The organism is Streptomyces sp. NBC_00859 (assembly GCF_045161865.1).
GTDB lineage: Bacteria > Actinomycetota > Actinomycetes > Streptomycetales > Streptomycetaceae > Streptomyces.
The window spans coordinates 7473055-7490860 of the sequence record NZ_CP108826.1; the positions used below are offsets into that span (position 1 = coordinate 7473055).

Below are 17806 nucleotides of genomic sequence, written 5' to 3' on the forward strand. Positions count from 1 at the left end.
TGCGCACCGCGCGCGGCCCGTACACCCTGGCAGTCACCCGTGCGCGAGTCGGGCGGCCGACAGGGACCGGGCGAGGTCATCGATGAAGTCATGGACATCGCCCAGTTGCCGTACGCCTCCCGCCGGCCGGTCAAGCAGCAGCCTGCCGTGCACCGACGACCACACCGAGACGGCCGCCGCGTCGGGGGACTGCCCGAGCCGCACCCCGGAGTCCGCCAGCCGGCCGACCGCCGTGTGCCAGCGGGCCGCGACCTCGGCGGGCCCCTCGGCGTCCGGGCCCGCACCGTTGAACATGGCCCGGAAGCTCACCGGGTTCTCCTCCGCGAACCGGGCGTACGCGTGGGCCAGTGCGGCCAGCCGGCCGGCCGGGGAGAGTGCGCCGGCCGCTGCGGTCGCCCGGTCCAGGTCCGCCAGCAGCTCTCCGAAGAGGTGTCCGACGGCGGTACGCACGAGTTCGTCCTTGCCCGCGAAATGCCGGTAGATCGCCGGCGCGGTGATACCCGCCTCGCGCGCCACCTCCCGCAGCGACAGCGGTACCGGCCGCATCCGCTGCTCGTCGGCGATGAGCCGCAGGGTCGCCTCGACGATCTCGATGCGCAGCCTGTCGCCCTCCCCGCGGGCGTTACGGGGCCGCCGGGCGGCGGCCGGTGGCGTGGCCGCGTGCGGAGGCTCGGGGTCGTGGGGCATGGGGCAAGCCTGACACAGCGGCCGTCTGCGGGACCTGGTCCGTCAACTCCCGTACTGGGATGCGGGAGGGGATTGGCTCGGTAGGTAAACGGGTGTAAATTTCCCGACGTTCGCATCCATGTGGTGTGCGGTACGGTGCCGTGCGCCGTGATCATCGGAGCCGTATGCGCGTCGACATCGAGAAGGACAAGTGCTGTGGCGCCGGGCAGCGAGAGGTCCTCGCATGAGCCTTCCGCGCCGGGTAGTGGTCGTCGGCGCCTCTGCGGCGGGCCTCGCCGCGGCAGAGGGGCTGCGCCGCTCCGGGTACGACGGGGGGCTGGTCCTCGTGGGTGAGGAGGACCACCTGCCGTACGACCGCCCGCCGCTCTCCAAACAGCTCCTCGCCGGTGAGTGGAGCGCCGAACGGGTCCTGCTGCGGAGTGCCGGGGCGCTGGACGACCTGGATATCGAGGTGCGCTCCGGCACTCGGGTGCACGCCGTCGACCCCGCCGCCCGGGAGATACACACGGGCGGTCGCAGCCCCGTGGGTTACGACGCACTCGTTGTCGCCACCGGGGTCCGCCCCCGGATGCTGCCGGGCACGGACGGCATCGTGGGCGTGCATGCCCTGCGCACCCTGGACGACGCCGCATCGCTGCGCGAGACGCTCGCAGGCAAGCCGCACCTGGTGATTGCCGGCGGCGGCTTCATCGGCGCGGAGGCGGCGGCCGTCGCCCGCGGCATCGGCTGCGAGGTCACCCTGGTCACCGACGGGGCGGTGCCCCTCGCTGACGCGGTCGGCCACGCCATCGGGACGATGCTGACGGAGCTGCACCGTGACCACGGAGTGCGGACCGTTACCGGGGTCCTCGTCGAGGGCGTCGTCACCGACGGCGGCCGTGCGACGGGCGTACGCCTCTCCGACGGCCGCACCCTCGAAGCGGACGCAGTGCTCGTCGGCATCGGGTCGCGGCCCAACACCGAATGGCTGGAGGGAAGCGGCGTCCGGCTCGGCAACGGTGTGGAGTGCGACGCCACCCTCCGCGCCGCCGGGAACATCTGGGCCGCCGGTGATGTGGCGTCCTGGCCGGACACCGCGACCGGGGAGCGGCTGCGTATCGAGCACCGCACCAACGCCTCCGAACAGGGCCGTGCCGTCGCGCGCAACATCCTCGCCGGTGAGGGGGCCACCCCCTTCACCACTGTGCCCTACGTCTGGTCGGACCAGTACGACCGCAAGATCCAGATCCACGGCAGGACCCGTGGTGCCGACCTCGTGCACATCGTCGAAGGGAGCCTCGCCGAGCGGAAGTTCACCGCGCTCTTCGCCCGTGAGGGCAAGGTCTGCGGCGCGATCGGTGTGAACATGTTCCGGCCGCTGCGCGCCCTGCAGCCCCTGGTCGCGGCACGCACGCCGTGGGAGGCCGCGCTCGCCGGCCGGGCTGCCGCCGGGGTCTGAACCGTCACCCGATGCCGGCCCGCCCGTGGTCGAGCCGGCCCGGTGCCCGTCAACCGGGCTCGGGCCGGGGCGTGACCGCCCCGGCGGCCGGCCGCGGGACGACCAGTGAGAGCAGGGCGCCGGCGCCGCAGACCGCGCCGATCGCGGCCCACAGCGGGTCGTACGAGCCGAAGGCGTCCCTGGACACTCCGCCGAGGAATGCCGCGAGCCCGGCGCCCAGTTGGTGTGCCGCGGCCACCCAGCCGAAGACGACGGGGCTGTCCGCCCCGTACAGCTCCCTGCAGAGTGCGAGTGTCGGCGGCACGGTGGCGACGTCGAGCAGTCCGAAGACGGCCACGAAGGCGACCATCGGCGGCCGGACCGTCGCCGACATGAGTACCGGCAGACAGAACAGCGCCACTCCGCGCAGCGCGTAGTACACGGCGAGCAGCCTGCGCGGGTCGATGCGGTCCGTCAGCCATCCGGAGAAGACCGTGCCCGCGACATTGAACACGCCGATCAGCGCCAGCAGCGAGGAGGCGGTGGTCGCGAGCATCCCGTGGTCGTGCGCGGCCGGAGTGAAATGGGTCCACATCACACCGTTCGTCGAGGCCCCGCAGATCGCGAAGGTGGCCGCGAGCAGCCAGAACGGCGCGCCGCGTGCCACCGTGCACAGCACCCGGACCGTACGGACGGCCGCGCCGGGCCGGGCGGTCGGCTTCCCGGCGAACCTCCGCGCGCCGTAAGCCCGTACGCCCGCATCCGCGGGATGGTCGCGCAGCAGCGTCAGCGCCAGGGGCAGTGCGGCGCACGCGACCAGCGCCAGCAGTACGGCCGCCGTACGCCACCCGTGTCCGGAGACCACCCACGAGAGCACCGGGAGGAAGGCGAACTGCCCGAACACTCCGGCGGCGGTGAGGACGCCGCTGACCAGGCCGCGACGCCGGACGAACCAGCGCTGGGTGACCGTCGCCGCGAACGTCAGCGCCACTGCACCGGAGCCGAGCCCTATCAGCACGCCCCAGGTGAGCACGTACTGCCACGGCGCGGTCATCGCCGTACTGAGCAGCGCGCCCGCAGCGACTGCGGCCAGCGCCGTGCCCACCACCGCGCGCATTCCGAACCGGTCCATGAGAGCGGCCGAGAACGGGGCGATCGCCCCGTACACCACCATGTTCACGGAGGCCGCGAGGCCGATCGACCCGTGCGACCAGCCGAACTCCCGGTGCAGCGGGTCCGTGAACAGCCCGGCCATCGTGGTGAACGCCCCGGCCGCCACGATCGCCGACGCCGACACGGCGGCCACCTGCCAGGCCGGATGGACGTGCCCGCGCCGTGGCGGGCCGTTCGTGTACTTCGTCGCGACATCAGCCATGCACCGACTCTCGGGCTCCTGTGGGGCCCGGCGCCAGTGGCGAGATAGACATGATGTGCAAGGATCTCGCCATGAGTCTCTTCGGTGACGCGGCAGGGCCGGACGGGCGCCACAGAGTGGCCGTCCTCGTGCGCCACGGGCTTCTCCCGATGGAGCTCGGAATCGTCCACCGGCTGTTCAGAGGCGCGGTATCCGCGGCAGGTGAACCGCTTTACACCGTTCTGACCTGCACAGTCGAGCCGGGGGAGATCCGGACTGAGGCCGATGTGACGGTGAATGTCACCCTCGGCCCCGAACTGCTCGCCGAGGCGGACACCGTGGTGGTCCCGGCATCCGACGAGGACTACGCGCCGCGCGCCGCGCCGTATCTGCCGCCCGCGCTGGCCGAGGCCTTCGCGCGGATTCGCCCCGGCACCCGTCTCGCCTCCATCTGCACCGGTTCCTTCGTGCTGGCGGCGGCCGGGTTCCTGGACGGCAGGCGTGCCACCACCCACTGGCGCTCGGCCGAGGATCTGCGGCGGCTCCACCCCGCGGTCGACGTCGATGCCGATGTGCTCTACACCGACGACCGGGGTGTCCTCACATCGGCCGGGGTCGCATCGGGGATCGATCTCTGTCTGCACATGATCCGCAGCGATCACGGTGCCGCGGTGGCCAACGCGGTGGCCCGCGCCACCGTGGTGCCGCCCCACCGGGAGGGCGGTCAGGCGCAGTTCGTGCCGTGTCCGGTACCGGCCCCCGCGCCCCTCTCGACCGGTGCGGCGCGCGCCTGGGCCCTGGAGCACCTGGGGGAGCGCATCACGCTCGACGCCCTGGCGGCCCGCGCCGCGATGAGTACCCGCACATTCTCGCGGCGCTTCTGCGAGGAGGCCGGACTCACCCCCGTCCAATGGCTCACACAGCAGCGTGTCGACCTGGCCAGGCAGCTCCTGGAGGAGACTGATCTACCCGTGGACCGGGTGGCGGTGGATGCCGGATTCGGGACCGCCGCGTCCCTCCGCAGTCATCTGCACGAGGCGCTCGGGGTGTCCCCGAGCGCCTACCGTGCCACCTTCCGCGGGCCGGGCCGGGCCGTGCGGCCTCAGTCGGCTGCGACCGCGACCCCGCGTGCCCACCGGTAGTCCGCCTTGCCGCTCGGAGAACGCTGGATCTCCGGTGTTATCACCAGCTGCCTCGGCACCTTGTAACCGGCGATCCTGCTGCGGCAGTGCGCCTGGATGTCGTCCAGGCTGAGCTCGCCGGCCCCGGCGCGTATCTGCACCACGGCTGCCACGTGATTGCCCCACCGGGCGTCCGGCACCCCGGCGACCAGGGCGTCGTAGACATCGGGGTGTGACTTGAGCGCCTGCTCGACCTCCTCCGGATACACCTTCTCGCCACCGGTGTTGATGCACTGCGAACCGCGGCCCAGGACGGTGACGATGCCGGCCTCGTCCACAGTCGCCATGTCGCCGAGCAGGACCCACCGCTCGCCGTCGGCCCGGAAGAATGTCTCGGCCGTCTTCCGCGGATCGTTGTAGTAGCCGAGCGGGACGTGGCCGCGCTGGGCCAGCCGCCCCACCTCTCCGACGGCCACCTGGCGGCAGGTGGCCGGATCGACCACCGCGGTACGGGAGTTCATCCGTATCCTGAACCCCTTGTCGGGTCCGGAGTCGGGGGTCGCCGTGCCGTTGAACCCGGACTCCGAGGAGCCGAAGTTGTTCAGCAGCATCGCCGTCGGCACCAGTTCCTGGAACTGCGCACGCACCGTCTCCGACATGATGGCGCCCGAACTGGAGACGCTGAACAGCGACGAGCAGTCGATGCCGTGGAGCGGCCCGTCGAGCGCGTCGATCAGCGGCCGCAGCATCGCGTCGCCGACCAGCGAGACACTGGTGACCTTCTCCTTCTCGATGGTACGGAGCACCTCCTCCGGGACGAACTTCCGGTGGATGACGACGCGTTGACCGAAGTTGAAGCCGATGAAGGCGGTCAAGGTGGATGTGCCGTGCATCAGCGGGGGAGTGGGGAAGAAGGTGATCCCGTCGCCGCCCGCGGCCACCCGCTCGGCGAGTTCCTCCGGAGTGCTGACCGGCTCGCCCGTCGGGGCGCCGCCGCCGAGGCCCGAGAAGAACAGGTCCTCCGCCCGCCACATCACTCCCTTGGGCATCCCGGTGGTGCCCCCGGTGTAGATGATGAACTGGTCGTCGGCGGACCGCGGTCCGAAGCCCCGCCCGGCCGATCCGGCCGCCTCCGCCGCGCTGTACGGAACGGGCCTGACTCCTGGCTCCGGCGCCCCATCGGGGGGCTCACCGACGCGGATCAGATGGCGCAGCTTCTCCGTCTTCGGCAACGCCGCCGCGACCCGCCCGGTGAACTCGCCGTCGAAGACCAGCGCCGCCAGATCCGCGTCCCGGTAGAGGTAGACCAACTCCTCTGCCACGTAACGGTAGTTGACATTTACCGGCACGATCCGGGCCTTGAGGCAGGCGAGCACGGTCTGCAGGTACTCCACCCCGTTGTAGAGGTGCAGCCCCAGATGCTCGCCGGGACGTATGCCGCTGTCCATCAGATGGTGTGCGACGCGATTGGCCGCCCGGTCCAGCGCGGCGTACGTGAGCCTGCGCTCCGCTCCTGTACCGGGATGGTCGATGAACACGAGCGCCTCGCGGTCCGGAACCGCGTCGACGACGGACTCGAACAGGTCGGCAAGGTTGTACTCCACCATTTCTCCTGACGCCGGCGTCCAGTGACCCGGCGTCATTACAGCGCCGCGCACGGAAAGTGGGAAGGCCCCCCGCGAAGAAATCTGACTGACTGTCAGAAAACTATTGAACTGGGACCCCGCCTACTGCAACCTGTCTACGCGCCGCTCGCCGATCCGGCTCGGATCCCCCGAGCGCGCCCAGGTCTTGAGACGGGAGGACGGTCATGGGTGGTACAGAACACCTCGCCGTGCGGCGCGAAGGCGCGACACTGGTGCTCACACTGAACAGGCCGGAGGCGAAGAACGCGCTCTCGCTGCCGATGCTGGTCGGGCTCCACGACGGCTGGCTGGAGGCCGACGAGGACGACACGGTCCGCTCGGTGGTGCTCACCGGAGCGGGCGGCGCGTTCTGCGCCGGTATGGACCTCAAGGCGCTCGCCGGCGGGGGCATGGGCGGCGACCAGTACCGGGACCGGCTCAAGGCCGACCCGGACCTGCACTGGAAGGCGATGCTGCGCCACCACCGGCCCCGCAAACCGGTGATCGCGGCGGTCGAGGGGTACTGCGTCGCCGGAGGCACCGAGATCCTCCAGGGCACCGACATCCGGGTCGGGGCCGAGAGCGCCACCTTCGGCCTCTTCGAGGTCAGGCGCGGCCTGTTCCCGATCGGCGGCTCCACGGTGCGCCTGCAGCGCCAGATCCCCCGCACGCACGCCCTGGAGATGCTGCTCACCGGCCGCCCCTACACCGCCGCCGAAGCCGCGGCCATCGGCCTCATCGGCCATGTGGTGCCCGACGGGACAGCGCTGGACAAGGCCCTGGAGATCGCCGCGCAGATCAACGCCTGCGGGCCGCTCGCCGTCGAAGCCGTCAAGGCCTCGGTCTACGAGACCGCCGAGCTGTCCGAGACCGAGGGGCTGAAGTCCGAACTCGCCCGGGGCTGGCCGGTCTTCGACACCGCGGACGCCAAGGAGGGCTCACGCGCCTTCGCCGAGAAACGGCCGCCCGTCTACCGCAGGGCCTGACCGCGCGCCGCATCCATGCCCCGGTCCCCGTCCGGCACCCCGTCCCCTTCCGACGCTCCGGCACCCGCCGGACGAGCCCCGCGAGCAGCGGAGAATCAGGAGCCCACTCATGACAGCCGCTCCCTCACCGGAGGTGCTCCGCGCCCCCCTCGTCGTCGAGTTCCCCTTCACCCGCTCCCTCGGACCCGTGCAGAGCGCCTTCCTCACCGGACTGCGGGAGCGCACCGTACTGGGGGTGCGGACCGGCGACGGCGCGGTCCTCGTGCCACCTGTCGAGTACGACCCGGTCACCGCGGACGAGATACGCGACCTGGTCGAAGTCGCCCCCACCGGCACGGTCACCACCTGGGCCTGGAACGCGTCCCCGCGCCGCGGCCAGCCGCTGACGACGCCGTTCGCCTGGGTACTGGTGAAACTCGACGGCGCCGACACCGCCCTGCTCCATGCCCTCGACGCCAGCGGACCGGGCGCCGTGCGCTCCGGGCAGCGCGTCCGCATCCGCTGGGCGGCGGAGCGCACCGGGGCCATCACCGACATCGCCTGCTTCGAGCCGTACGAGGGCGAGCCGGCGACGACCGGAACGCCCGCGCACAGCGGCCTGTTCGACGACATGGTCACCGGCATCGTCACCCCCGCACGTCTGGACTACGTCTACAGCCCCGGCCGCGCACAGAGCGACTACATCAACGCGCTCGCCGACCGGAAGACCGTCGGCGAGCGCTGCCCCTCCTGCGCCAAGGTCTATGTCCCGCCACGCGGCGCCTGCCCCACCTGCGGGGTCGCGACGACCGACCAGGTCGAGGTCGGCCCAGCGGGCACCCTCACCACGTACTGCATCGTCAACATCAAGGCCCGCGGCCTCGACATCGAAGTCCCCTACGTCTACGGGCACATCGCCCTGGACGGTGCGGGCCTCGCCCTGCACGGGCGGATCGGCGGTATCCCTTACGACCAGGTGCGCATGGGGCTGCGCGTCGAACCGGTGTGGACGGACGGCGCCCGCTTCCCCGATCACTACCGGCCCACCGGCGAGCCCGACGCCGACTACGACACGTACAAGGAGCTGATCTGATGCGGGACGTCGCGATCGTTGCCTTCGCGCAGAGCGACCACCGGCGGAACACCGACGAGTGCTCCGAGGTCGACATGGTGATGCCGGTACTGCACAGTGTGCTCGGGCAGACCGGGCTGAGGACGAGCGACATCGGCTTCACCTGCTCCGGATCGAGCGACTACCTCGCGGGCCGGGCCTTCTCCTTCACCATGACACTCGACGGCGTCGGAGCGTGGCCGCCGATCTCCGAGTCCCATGTGGAGATGGACGGTGCGTGGGCACTGTACGAGGCATGGGTGAAGCTGCTGACGGGCGAGGCGGACACCGCCCTCGTCTACTCCTACGGCAAGTCGTCGCCCGGTTCGGTCAGGGACGTGCTGACCCGCCAGCTCGACCCCTACTACGTGGCCCCGCTCTGGCCCGACTCCGTCGCACTCGCCGCGCTCCAGGCCCAGGCGCTGATCGACTCGGGTGAGACGGACGAGCCGGCGCTCGCCGGGGTCGCCGCCCGCAGCCGCGGGGACGCCGCGGCCAACCCGCACGCCCAACTGCCCGGCGCCAGGCCGCAGGGCGACTACCTGGTACAGCCGCTGCGCACCGGCGACTGCTCGCCGGTCGGGGACGGCGCGGCGGCCGTGGTTCTCGCCGCCGGCGACCGGGCACGTGCCCTGTGCGAACGCCCCGCGTGGATCCGGGGCATGGACCACCGCATCGAGGCGCACAGCCTCGGCGTCCGCGACCTCACGGACTCACCGTCCACCCGGCTGGCCGCCGAACGGTCCGGTGCCTTCGAGCGCCCGGTCGACACCGCGGAACTGCACGCGCCCTTCACCTCCCAGGAGGTCGTCCTGCGCAAGGCGCTGCGGCTCGGTGACGACGTGCGGATCAACCCGTCGGGCGGCGCGCTCGCCGCGAACCCCGTCATGGCGGCCGGTCTCATCCGGCTCGGCGAGGCCGCCGCCCGGATCCAGCGGGGCGAGTCCGACCGGGCACTCGCACACGCGACCTCGGGCCCCTGCCTGCAACAGAACCTGGTCGCCGTCCTCGAAGGAGAGGCCCAGTGAGTACACAGCCAGCGAACAACCGAGGCGCGACGGGCAAGGAACCCGTGGCCGTCGTCGGTGTCGGCCAGACCCACCACGTCGCCGCCCGGCACGACGTGTCGATCGCGGGGCTCGTCCGTGAGGCAGCTCAACGCGCCCTGACCGACGCCGAGCTGACCTGGTCGGACATCGACGCGGTCGTCATCGGGAAGGCCCCGGACTTCTTCGAGGGCCTGATGATGCCGGAGCTCTACCTCGCCGACGCGCTCGGTGCCGTCGGCAAACCCATGATGCGTGTGCACACCGCGGGCTCGGTGGGCGGGTCCACCACACTGGTCGCCTCCAACCTGGTCGCGTCCCGGGTGCACAGAACAGTGCTCACCCTCGCCTTCGAGAAGCAGTCCGAGTCCAACGCCATGTGGGGGCTCTCACTGCCCGTGCCCTTCCAGCAGCCCCTGCTCGCAGGCGCGGGCGGCTTCTTCGCCCCGCACGTCCGGGCCTACATGCGCAGGGCGGGGGCGCCGGACACGGTCGGCTCGCTCGTCGCGTACAAGGACCGCCGCAACGCGCTGAAGAACCCGTACGCGCATCTGCACGAGAAGGACATCACCCTGGAGAAGGTCCAGGCGTCGCCCATGCTCTGGGATCCCATCCGCTACTCGGAAACCTGCCCCTCGTCGGACGGCGCCTGCGCGATGGTTCTCACCGACCGTGCTGGAGCGGCCCGTTCACCGCGGCCGCCCGCCTGGATGCACGGCGGCGCGATGCGCAGCGAGCCCACCCTGTTCGCCGGGAAGGACTTCGTGTCCCCGCAGGCCGGCAAGGACTGTGCGGCCGACGTCTACCGGCAGGCCGGGATCACGGACCCGCGCCGGGAGATCGACGCCGTCGAGATGTACGTGCCGTTCTCCTGGTACGAGCCGATGTGGCTGGAGAACCTGGGCTTCGCGGCCGAGGGCGAGGGGTGGAAGCTCACCGAGTCCGGGGCCACCGAGCTGGACGGTGACCTGCCGGTGAACCCCTCGGGCGGGGTGCTCTCGACCAATCCCATCGGTGCGTCCGGCATGATCCGGTTCGCCGAGGCCGCCCTCCAGGTGCGCGGCGCGGCCGGCGAGCACCAGGTGGACGGCGCACGCAAAGCCCTCGGACATGCCTATGGCGGCGGCTCGCAGTTCTTCTCCATGTGGCTGGTGGGTGCCGAACCGCCCACGGCCTGACCGCCGGGGAGTCGCACCGAACACCTGTGGCCTGTCCGTCGGCCGCACGGATCGCTAGGGTGTCCAGCGGACGATGAACCGGGAGGAGCACGGACGTGGCCGAGAGCACCATCCCCCAGCGGACCCTTGCGGGTTGGGACAAGCCGGACCTCGATCTCACCGACGCGGACTGGCAGTCGGGGAGCCAGGGGCGGGGCGACGTTCAGATCGCATTCGTGGACGGCTTCATCGCGATGCGTAACGCCGGCAGACCGGGCAGTCCGTCGCTGATCTTCAATCCTGGCGAGTGGCGGGCCTTCGTTCTGGGCGCACGGGAGGGCGACTTCGATCTGACCTGAGGCGCGCGGGCCCGGCCCGCGGCAGCTGCCCTGCGTGCTCCGTCCGGTCCCGCGCAGGGCGGGCAAAACGCCTCAAACACGTGCTGTGTCCGCGTAGTTACGCTGAGCTTCCGCGTGAGCGGCACTCCGCGCCGGGCTGTACCGGCCCCGGCGACGGCGGACGGTCCGGGCCACGTACCATGGCTGCATGTCCTTCCTCCGCCGCCGCAGTGCCGCCACTCCCGCGGGCCCGGACTTCGACGTCCTGGCCATGGACCCGGGTGACTGGCCCGGGAACCTCGGAGCCGGACTTCTCCCCGCGCCCGACGGAACCTGCCAGGGTGTCTTCCTGCGGTACGACCTCTTCGGCGGCCGCGGTCCCGCGATGATCATCGGTAATCTGCCGGAGGGATCACCGGCCCGCGAGGTGGGCGACGGCCAGATCCCGTTCGAGGTGGCGCAACTCCTCGCGGCCCTGGAGAACGACGAGCTCATCGAGGTGCTCGACACCGAGGACATGCCGGTGATGCAGGGCGACAACCTCCTCATCGTGCGGCGCCTGAAGCTCTCGGAGAGCAGGATCTCCTGCGTCCAGTTCGACCGCAGCGACAAGGTCCTGGTCACGATCGCCAGCTGGGACCGGCCGATCACCGACGACCTGTACGCGTTGCTGAAGCCACTGCCCGCCGAGATGTTCCAGCAGGGCTGAGGCCCGCGGTCCGGCCGCCTGCCTCTGCGGGCGGCTCTCGCACGTAAAAGTCGGGTAACACGGCTCCGTCAGAGCCTGGTCGTCATGCCTTTCGCGCTGGTCACGACCCCTGCCAGTGGTCTGGACAACTGTTTCAACAGCCGCCCTGCGCGGTGGTCTTGACGCGCCATCACGTCAGGTCGGAGAGTGCGCCCATACCGTTCGAGAGATCACCACGGCGCAACTCCCGGCAAGAAGGGCCGTCATGACGTCCAAGCAGAGGATCAGACTCGCGCTCGCACTGACCACCGCGAGCACTCTCGGCCTCGGCCTGCTCAGCCCGGCGGCGCAGGCAAGTGCGCCGGGCACGCGGCCGGAGTGTCCCCGCACCCTCGACTGCGAGTGGGCCCCTGCCGCCTATCAGCAGACCGGTGATCCCGCGGACAAGGAGACGTACGGCAACTACGACACCGCCGACCGTCCGCACACCGGGAAGATCAAGTACATCGTCCTGCACGACACCGAGGAAACCTTCGACAAGACGCTGCAGATCTTCCAGGACCCGCACAACCAGACGTCCGCGCACTACGTGGTCCGCTCCAGCGACGGTCATGTGGCCCAGATGGTCAAGGACAAGGACATCGCCTGGCAGGCGGGCAACTGGTACATCAACCAGCAGTCCATCGGGATCGAGCAGGAAGGCATCGCGAGCGAGGGCTCCAAGTGGTTCACCCCGGCGATGTACAGCTCGACGGCGAAGCTCGTGCGCTATCTCGCCGCGAAGTACGACATCCCGCTCGACCGCCAGCACATCATCGGTCATGACAACGTCCCGCCGACGAGCGCTTCCGGAACGGCAGCCATGCACTGGGACCCCGGAACCTACTGGGACTGGGACTATTTCATGAAGCTCCTCGGCAGGCCCACCGTCCCGACCGCCTCTCCTCGCAGTCAACTCGTCACCATCAGCCCGGAGTTCAAGCAGAACATCCAGGCGTTCCGGGACTGCGAGAAGAACGTCGACCTCCCCGCGCAGCCATCGAGCGCCGTGCCGCTCCACACCGAGCCGTCCACCGCGTCACCGCTCTTCTCCGACCCCGGTCTGCACACCGGCGGATCCCCCGGGACCAACTGCATCGCCGACTGGGGCAGCAAGATCAGTGCCTCGCAGCAAGCGGTGATCGCGGGACGCGCACCCGGCTGGACCGCGATCTGGTGGTACGGACAGAAGGCCTGGTTCCAGACTCCGGCGCACACCCGGACCACCACGCCGACCTCCGGATACGTGGTCGAGCCGAAGGCCGGCCGGACCGATGTGCCGGTGTACGGGGTGGCCTACCCGGAGAAGAGCGAGTATCCGGCGGACTTCACCGCCGCCCACCTGGGCACGCCCCTCCAGTACACGATCAAGAAGGGCCAGGCGTACCCCGGCGGCGGTGAGGCACCCACGGGTTACTACTACTCGCCGACGATCGACGCCTCGTACCCGTACGACCACACGTACTTCCCCGGCGCCACCAAATACGTGACCGTACAGATCGGGCACCGGGTCGGCTTCGTCAAGGCCTCCGACGTCGACATCGTGCGTACGCACTGACCCACCGGTGACGCCTGCCGCCGCGTTCACTCCCGGTGGACGCGCGACAGGGGGTGCGCCCAGTGTGTTCGGCACTGGGCGCACCCCCTGCTTGCCCTCTTCAGGGACCCGGCGTCCGGACGCCGCGGTTCAGCGGGTTCCGACAGCCGCGCGGACAGCGCGGCGGGCCAGGGCGCAGTCGTCGTGCAGCCTCCGGAGCAGCAGCCGCTGCTCCTCGCCGTGGGACAGGACGCCGGGCTGCGGCTGGTGCGCCGCGCCGGCCGGCGCGGCCTCGCGGATCGTGCGCTGGACGGCGGTCTCGTAGGTGCGGATCTCGCGGGTCAGTACCAGCATCAGATTCACCAGGAACGCGTCCCGGGCCGCGGGTCCGGCGGCCTGCGCCAGCTGGCTGATCTGGCGCCTCGCCACCGGTGCCTCGCCCAGCACGGACCACAGCGTCGCCAGGTCGTAGCCCGGCAGATACCAGCCCGCGTGCTCCCAGTCGACCAGCACCGGGCCCGCCGGTGACAGCAGGATGTTGGAGAGCAGCGCGTCACCGTGGCAGAACTGGCCCATGCCCTGCCGGCCGCCGGAGTGCGCGAGGCCGTGCAGCAGCTTCTGGAGGTCTCCCAGGTCCCGGTCGGTGAAGAGACCCAGCTCGTGGTACCTGGCGATCCGCGAGGCGTAGTCGAGGGGCTGGCCGAACAGCCCGCCGGCCGGCCGCCAGGCGTTGACCCGGGTTACCGCGCCGAGTACGGCCCGCAGATCCGCGCGGGGCGGAGTCTCCACGGGGTGGCGCTGAAGTGCCGCCGCCCGACCGGCCATCCGCTCGATCACCAGAGTGCAGTTCTCGGGATCCGCAGCGATGAGCCGCGGTACCCGGGCCGGTGGGCGGTGCCGGACGAACGTGCGGTATGTAGCTATTTCGTGGCGGAAGCTCTCCGCCCAGAGAGGGGACTGATCGATTAAGCACTTGGCAACCGCCGTCGCCCTCCCCGTCGTTCCGACGAGCAGTACGGAGCGGCTGCTCCGGCGCAGCACCTGCACCGGGTTGAACTCCGGACAGATGCGGTGCACCGAAGCGATCGCCATGCGCAGCTGCGCGCCCTGGGGGCCGGACAAGTCGATTCTCCCGCTGAGCGGTTGAGTGCCGGGCCCGGCCGCCCGCCGGACCCGGCCGGCACCGAGGGTCGCAGCGGCGTGCGAGGGGTCGAGGTATGGTCCGCCACCGGCCGGGAGGGAACGGTGCGGCCGAACTGGGGCGGACACGGAGGACGATGCTGTGTACATGGGGGAAACAGATCCCTTCGTGTGCCGACGGGTTACGTGCGCTCCCCGCCCCGGCCGCCGGTACATACCCTGGGGAGTAGGTCCGGCCGCCGGGTCGGGGTGGCGCATCACTACCTCACAACGGCCTGCGGGTGGCACACCATCTGGCGGACCCTGGCGAACCCTGGCGAATAGTCGCACGGCATCTGACACAGGGTTACTGTCAAACCAGCCGAGAACCTGGGGGCTTGACGTGACCGGAGAACCCAACACCCGCCTAGCAGACCTGTTCGGCCTGGCCGGATGGTCCAAGGGCGAACTCGCGAGACTCGTGAACCGGCAGGCGGCCGTGATGGGCCACCAGCAGCTGGCGACCGACACCTCGCGTGTGAGGCGCTGGATCGACATGGGCGAGAGCCCGCGTGACCCTGTGCCGAAGGTGCTGGCAGCCCTGTTCACCGAGCGGCTCGGCCGTGTCGTGACCATCGAGGACCTCGGGTTCGTACGACCTGGGCGCGCGGGGAAACGGCAGGCCACCGGGAACGCGGACGAGACAGCGAATCCGGACGGCCTCCCGTGGGCGCCAGAACGGACGGCAGCGGTCCTCACCGAATTCACGGGAATGGACCTCATGCTCAACCGACGCGGCTTGGTGGGCGCAGGCGCTGCGCTTGCCGCAGGCTCCGCACTCAGCAGCGCCATGCACGACTGGCTTCACACCGATCCGGCCCTGGCGTCGGACGCGCCACGCACCGATCGTCCCCTGCACGCCGAGCCCGCCGGCTTCGACCGTTACGAGGCCGCCCCCATCGGGTCGCAGGAGATCGAGGCGCTGGAGCACTCCGTCGAGATCTTCCGCGCCTGGGACGCCTCACGCGGCGGCGGACTCCAGCGCAAGGCGGTCGTGGGCCAGCTGAACGAGGTGGGAGGCATGCTCTCCTACCGCCATCCCGACTCCCTCCAGCGGCGTCTGTGGGGCGTCGCCGCCAACCTTGCCGTTCTCGCGGGCTGGATGTCCCACGACGTGGGCCTCGAACCCACGGCCCAGAAGTACTTCGTCATCGCCGCCCACGCCGCGCGCGAGGGCGGCGACCGCCCGCGCGCCGGTGAAGCTCTGTCGCGTGCCGCACGGCAGATGGTCCATCTCGGGCGTCCGGACGAGGCGCTGGATCTGATGAAGCTCGCGCATTCCGGTTCCGGCGAACAGAACCTGCCGCGCACCCGTGCGATGCTGCACACCATCGAAGCCTGGGCGCAGGCCTCACTGGGCCACGGCCAGGCCATGCGGCGCACGCTCGGCGAGGCCGAGGACCTGTTCGTCTCGGACCGCAGCGGAGAGCCGGCGCCGAGCTGGATGCAGATGTTCGACGAAGCCGACCTGCACGGGATGGAGGCCCTGGCGTACCGCACGCTCGCGGACCACGAACCGTCGGCCGCGGCGACCGCGCAGCGCCACGCGAAGCGGGCGCTCGAACTGCGGATCAACGGCCGCCAGCGGTCCAAGATCTTCGACTACATCTCGCTGGCGTCCGCCTGCTTCATCGCGGACGACCCCGAACAGGCCGACCGCTACGCCCGGCTCGCCCTGGTGTCGATGGGGGAGACCTCGTCGCACCGGACCTGGGACCGGCTCAGGGAGATGTACCGGCTCACCGGGCAGTACGCACGCCACGGGAGCATCCAGGAATTGCGGGAGGAGATCCAGCTCGCCATGCCCAAGCAGACGAAGCGCCCCAGGAACGCGCAGGCTTAGACCGACCTGCAGCGGAGGGCGGTGGTGTGAGGCTGCCGGCCGGTCGCGGAGGCGGCGAGCAGTGAAGCAGGGCAGGGACGGCGGACCGTGAGCGGTGTTACTTGCCGCCGACACGGGCGACCAGCACACAGGCGTCTTCCTGACGCTCCGTGTGGCCGCACTCCTCGATGATCGGGCGCATGCACTCCTGTGCGCTGCCTGCAGCGGCGAATCGCGGTGCCAGTGCGAGCAGTCCGTCCTCGCCCCACGCCGCCGCGGAGCCGTGGGCGGTCAGTCCGCCGGTGTGAAGTACCAGGACGTCGCCGGGCCGGAGCTGTTCCTGCGCCTGCCCGTAGGCGGTCCCGGCCATGGCGCCGAGCAGCACTCCGCTCGGCGGCGTCAGCGCGGTCCCCACGCCCTGGCGGAAGAGCACGGGCGCGGGGTGGCCTGACTGGGCCCAGGTGAGCGTCCGCGCGGCCGGGTCGTACCGGCAGCACAGTGCGCTGCCCAGGGCGGGCTGCGCGGATGCGTCGAGGAGTTCGTCGAGATGGCCCATGAGGGCTCCCGGGGCGACTCCGGCGAGGGCCATCCCGCGCAGTGCGCCCAGCAGCATCGCGACGGCGGATGTGGCGCCCACGCCGTGACCGGTCAGGTCGCCCACGGTGAGGAGTGACTGGCCGTCCGGGAGCTCCATCGCGTCATACCAGTCGCCGCCGATGCGCGAGTGAGCGGCCGACGGCAGATAGTGCGCCGCCAGGTCGAGTACCGCGGGACCGCCCTGGGGAAGCCGTACGGGACCGCGCCAGGGCGGCAGTACGGCCTCCTGTAACTCCACGGCCACCTGGCGCTCGGTCCTGGCGATCTGCTGCCGGCGCTGGAGCGAGTCCTCGCTCTCGCGCACCGTGCGCTCACTGCGCCGGAGGTCGCTGACATCGCGCAGCACGGCCCACATGGAGGCGGTGCAGCCGTCGCTGTCGAGTACCGGCTCACCCATCATGTGCAGGGTGCGCACCGTCTCGTCCGGACGCCTGATCCGGAACTCCCCGTCGATCGGTCTTCCGTCGACCAGGCAGTCGGTGACCATCGCGGTGAGCCGCGGCTGGTCGTCTGGCAGTACCACGGAGGGAAGCTCGTCCAGGGAGAGCGGGCCGCTCTCCGGCGGACGGCCGAAGATCTCGTACAGCTCCTCCGACCAGCTCACCTCGTCGGTGAGGAGATCCCAGTCGGCGCTGCCCACCCGGCCGAGCAGCGGCCCCGGGCCGGTCAGCGGGTGGGCATGGGCTCCGTGCCCGGAGGGCCCGCCGGCGGGCGATTCGGGACCGGCCGCCGGCAGCCCCTCCTTGAGCTGTCCCAGATGGGCGCCCAGGTCGTCGAGGTGGTGAAGGGCTAGATCACACAGCGCGCGCTGCCAGCGGCCCTGCACATCGTCGTCGTCCGCGACGGCGTCCCGCCGTACGGCGTCCATGTCCCCGCGCAGCAGACGGGTCCGGGCGATGAGAGCGTCGACCGTGCCCCGCTCGGGTGGCTGGGGGACGGGACGGTCCGCGAACACATGGGACGGCATGACGTACTCCGATACGGGCGCGGCGCGGCCAGAGCTGCGGGATGGACCGGTTACGACTGTTGCACAGGGAGCGAAGGCCCGTAAGGGGATTGGCAACACTCGATGCGGTGGTGCTTCTGGCATATGCCGTTGGCCGGAGGGGTGCCCCACCTCACA

General features: G+C 70.9%; 15 protein-coding genes. 10 read left to right on the forward strand and 5 right to left on the reverse strand.

Going from position 1 to position 17806, the window contains the following annotated elements; translation table 11 throughout:
• Nucleotides 1-33: 33 nt before the first annotated feature.
• Nucleotides 34-687, reverse strand: a complete 654-nt coding sequence (locus OG584_RS32960) for a TetR/AcrR family transcriptional regulator (protein WP_405783343.1) — start codon at nt 685-687, stop codon at nt 34-36.
• A 223-nt stretch (nt 688-910) separates the two neighbouring features.
• Here OG584_RS32960 and OG584_RS32965 point away from each other — a divergent pair, with 223 nt between their 5' ends.
• The gene (locus tag OG584_RS32965) at nt 911-2125 is read left to right on the forward strand and encodes an NAD(P)/FAD-dependent oxidoreductase (protein ID WP_405783344.1); all 1215 of its coding nucleotides are present in this window, start codon (nt 911-913) and stop codon (nt 2123-2125) included.
• A gap of 49 nt (nt 2126-2174) precedes the next feature.
• On the opposite strand, the gene OG584_RS32970 is transcribed toward OG584_RS32965, so the two are convergent.
• A complete protein-coding gene (locus tag OG584_RS32970; RefSeq protein WP_405783345.1) occupies nt 2175-3479 on the reverse strand; it encodes an MFS transporter in 1305 nt (434 codons plus the stop codon).
• Nucleotides 3480-3550: 71 nt separating this feature from the next.
• Between OG584_RS32970 and OG584_RS32975 the strand changes: the two genes are divergently transcribed.
• A complete protein-coding gene (locus OG584_RS32975) occupies nt 3551-4600 on the forward strand; it encodes a GlxA family transcriptional regulator (protein ID WP_405783347.1) in 1050 nt (349 codons plus the stop codon).
• Here the strand turns inward: OG584_RS32975 and OG584_RS32980 are convergent.
• Nucleotides 4561-6183, reverse strand: a complete 1623-nt coding sequence (locus tag OG584_RS32980) for an acyl-CoA synthetase (protein WP_405784401.1) — start codon at nt 6181-6183, stop codon at nt 4561-4563. The genes OG584_RS32975 and OG584_RS32980 overlap by 40 nt on opposite strands.
• A 206-nt stretch (nt 6184-6389) precedes the next feature.
• Here OG584_RS32980 and OG584_RS32985 point away from each other — a divergent pair, with 206 nt between their 5' ends.
• The 7 genes from OG584_RS32985 (at nt 6390) to OG584_RS33015 (ending at nt 13106) form a co-directional block, all read left to right on the forward strand.
• Complete coding sequence (locus tag OG584_RS32985) at nt 6390-7190, forward strand: crotonase/enoyl-CoA hydratase family protein (RefSeq protein ID WP_405783348.1); 801 nt, start codon at nt 6390-6392, stop codon at nt 7188-7190.
• A gap of 109 nt (nt 7191-7299) precedes the next feature.
• Nucleotides 7300-8262 (forward strand): Zn-ribbon domain-containing OB-fold protein, encoded by a 963-nt coding sequence (locus tag OG584_RS32990; protein WP_405783349.1) that lies wholly within the window; start codon nt 7300-7302, stop codon nt 8260-8262.
• On the forward strand, nt 8262-9308 hold the full coding sequence (locus OG584_RS32995; RefSeq protein WP_405783350.1) for a thiolase domain-containing protein: 1047 nt from the start codon (nt 8262-8264) through the stop codon (nt 9306-9308). The genes OG584_RS32990 and OG584_RS32995 overlap by 1 nt, the downstream gene beginning before the upstream one ends.
• Entirely contained in the window at nt 9305-10504 is a 1200-nt protein-coding gene (locus OG584_RS33000; protein ID WP_405783352.1) for a thiolase domain-containing protein, read from the forward strand. Before OG584_RS32995 ends, OG584_RS33000 begins: the two co-directional genes overlap by 4 nt.
• Before the next feature lie 95 nt (nt 10505-10599).
• On the forward strand, nt 10600-10842 hold the full coding sequence (locus OG584_RS33005) for a DUF397 domain-containing protein (RefSeq protein ID WP_405783354.1): 243 nt from the start codon (nt 10600-10602) through the stop codon (nt 10840-10842).
• Nucleotides 10843-11029: 187 nt separating this feature from the next.
• Nucleotides 11030-11530 carry a hypothetical protein gene (locus OG584_RS33010; RefSeq protein ID WP_405783356.1) on the forward strand — a complete coding sequence of 167 codons (501 nt, stop codon included), beginning with the start codon at nt 11030-11032 and terminating at the stop codon, nt 11528-11530.
• 244 nt (nt 11531-11774) lie between these two features.
• Nucleotides 11775-13106: an N-acetylmuramoyl-L-alanine amidase gene (locus tag OG584_RS33015; RefSeq protein WP_405783357.1), complete on the forward strand. Its 1332-nt coding sequence runs from the start codon at nt 11775-11777 to the stop codon at nt 13104-13106.
• A gap of 129 nt (nt 13107-13235) precedes the next feature.
• Here the strand turns inward: OG584_RS33015 and OG584_RS33020 are convergent, their stop codons facing one another.
• A complete protein-coding gene (locus OG584_RS33020; RefSeq protein WP_405783358.1) occupies nt 13236-14375 on the reverse strand; it encodes a phosphotransferase family protein in 1140 nt (379 codons plus the stop codon).
• A gap of 232 nt (nt 14376-14607) precedes the next feature.
• Here OG584_RS33020 and OG584_RS33025 point away from each other — a divergent pair, with 232 nt between their 5' ends.
• Nucleotides 14608-16107, forward strand: a complete 1500-nt coding sequence (locus OG584_RS33025) for a hypothetical protein (protein WP_405783360.1) — start codon at nt 14608-14610, stop codon at nt 16105-16107.
• 97 nt (nt 16108-16204) lie between these two features.
• Here OG584_RS33025 and OG584_RS33030 read toward each other — a convergent pair whose 3' ends face one another.
• Entirely contained in the window at nt 16205-17650 is a 1446-nt protein-coding gene (locus OG584_RS33030; protein WP_405783362.1) for a PP2C family protein-serine/threonine phosphatase, read from the reverse strand.
• Between the last annotated feature and the right edge of the window lie 156 nt (nt 17651-17806).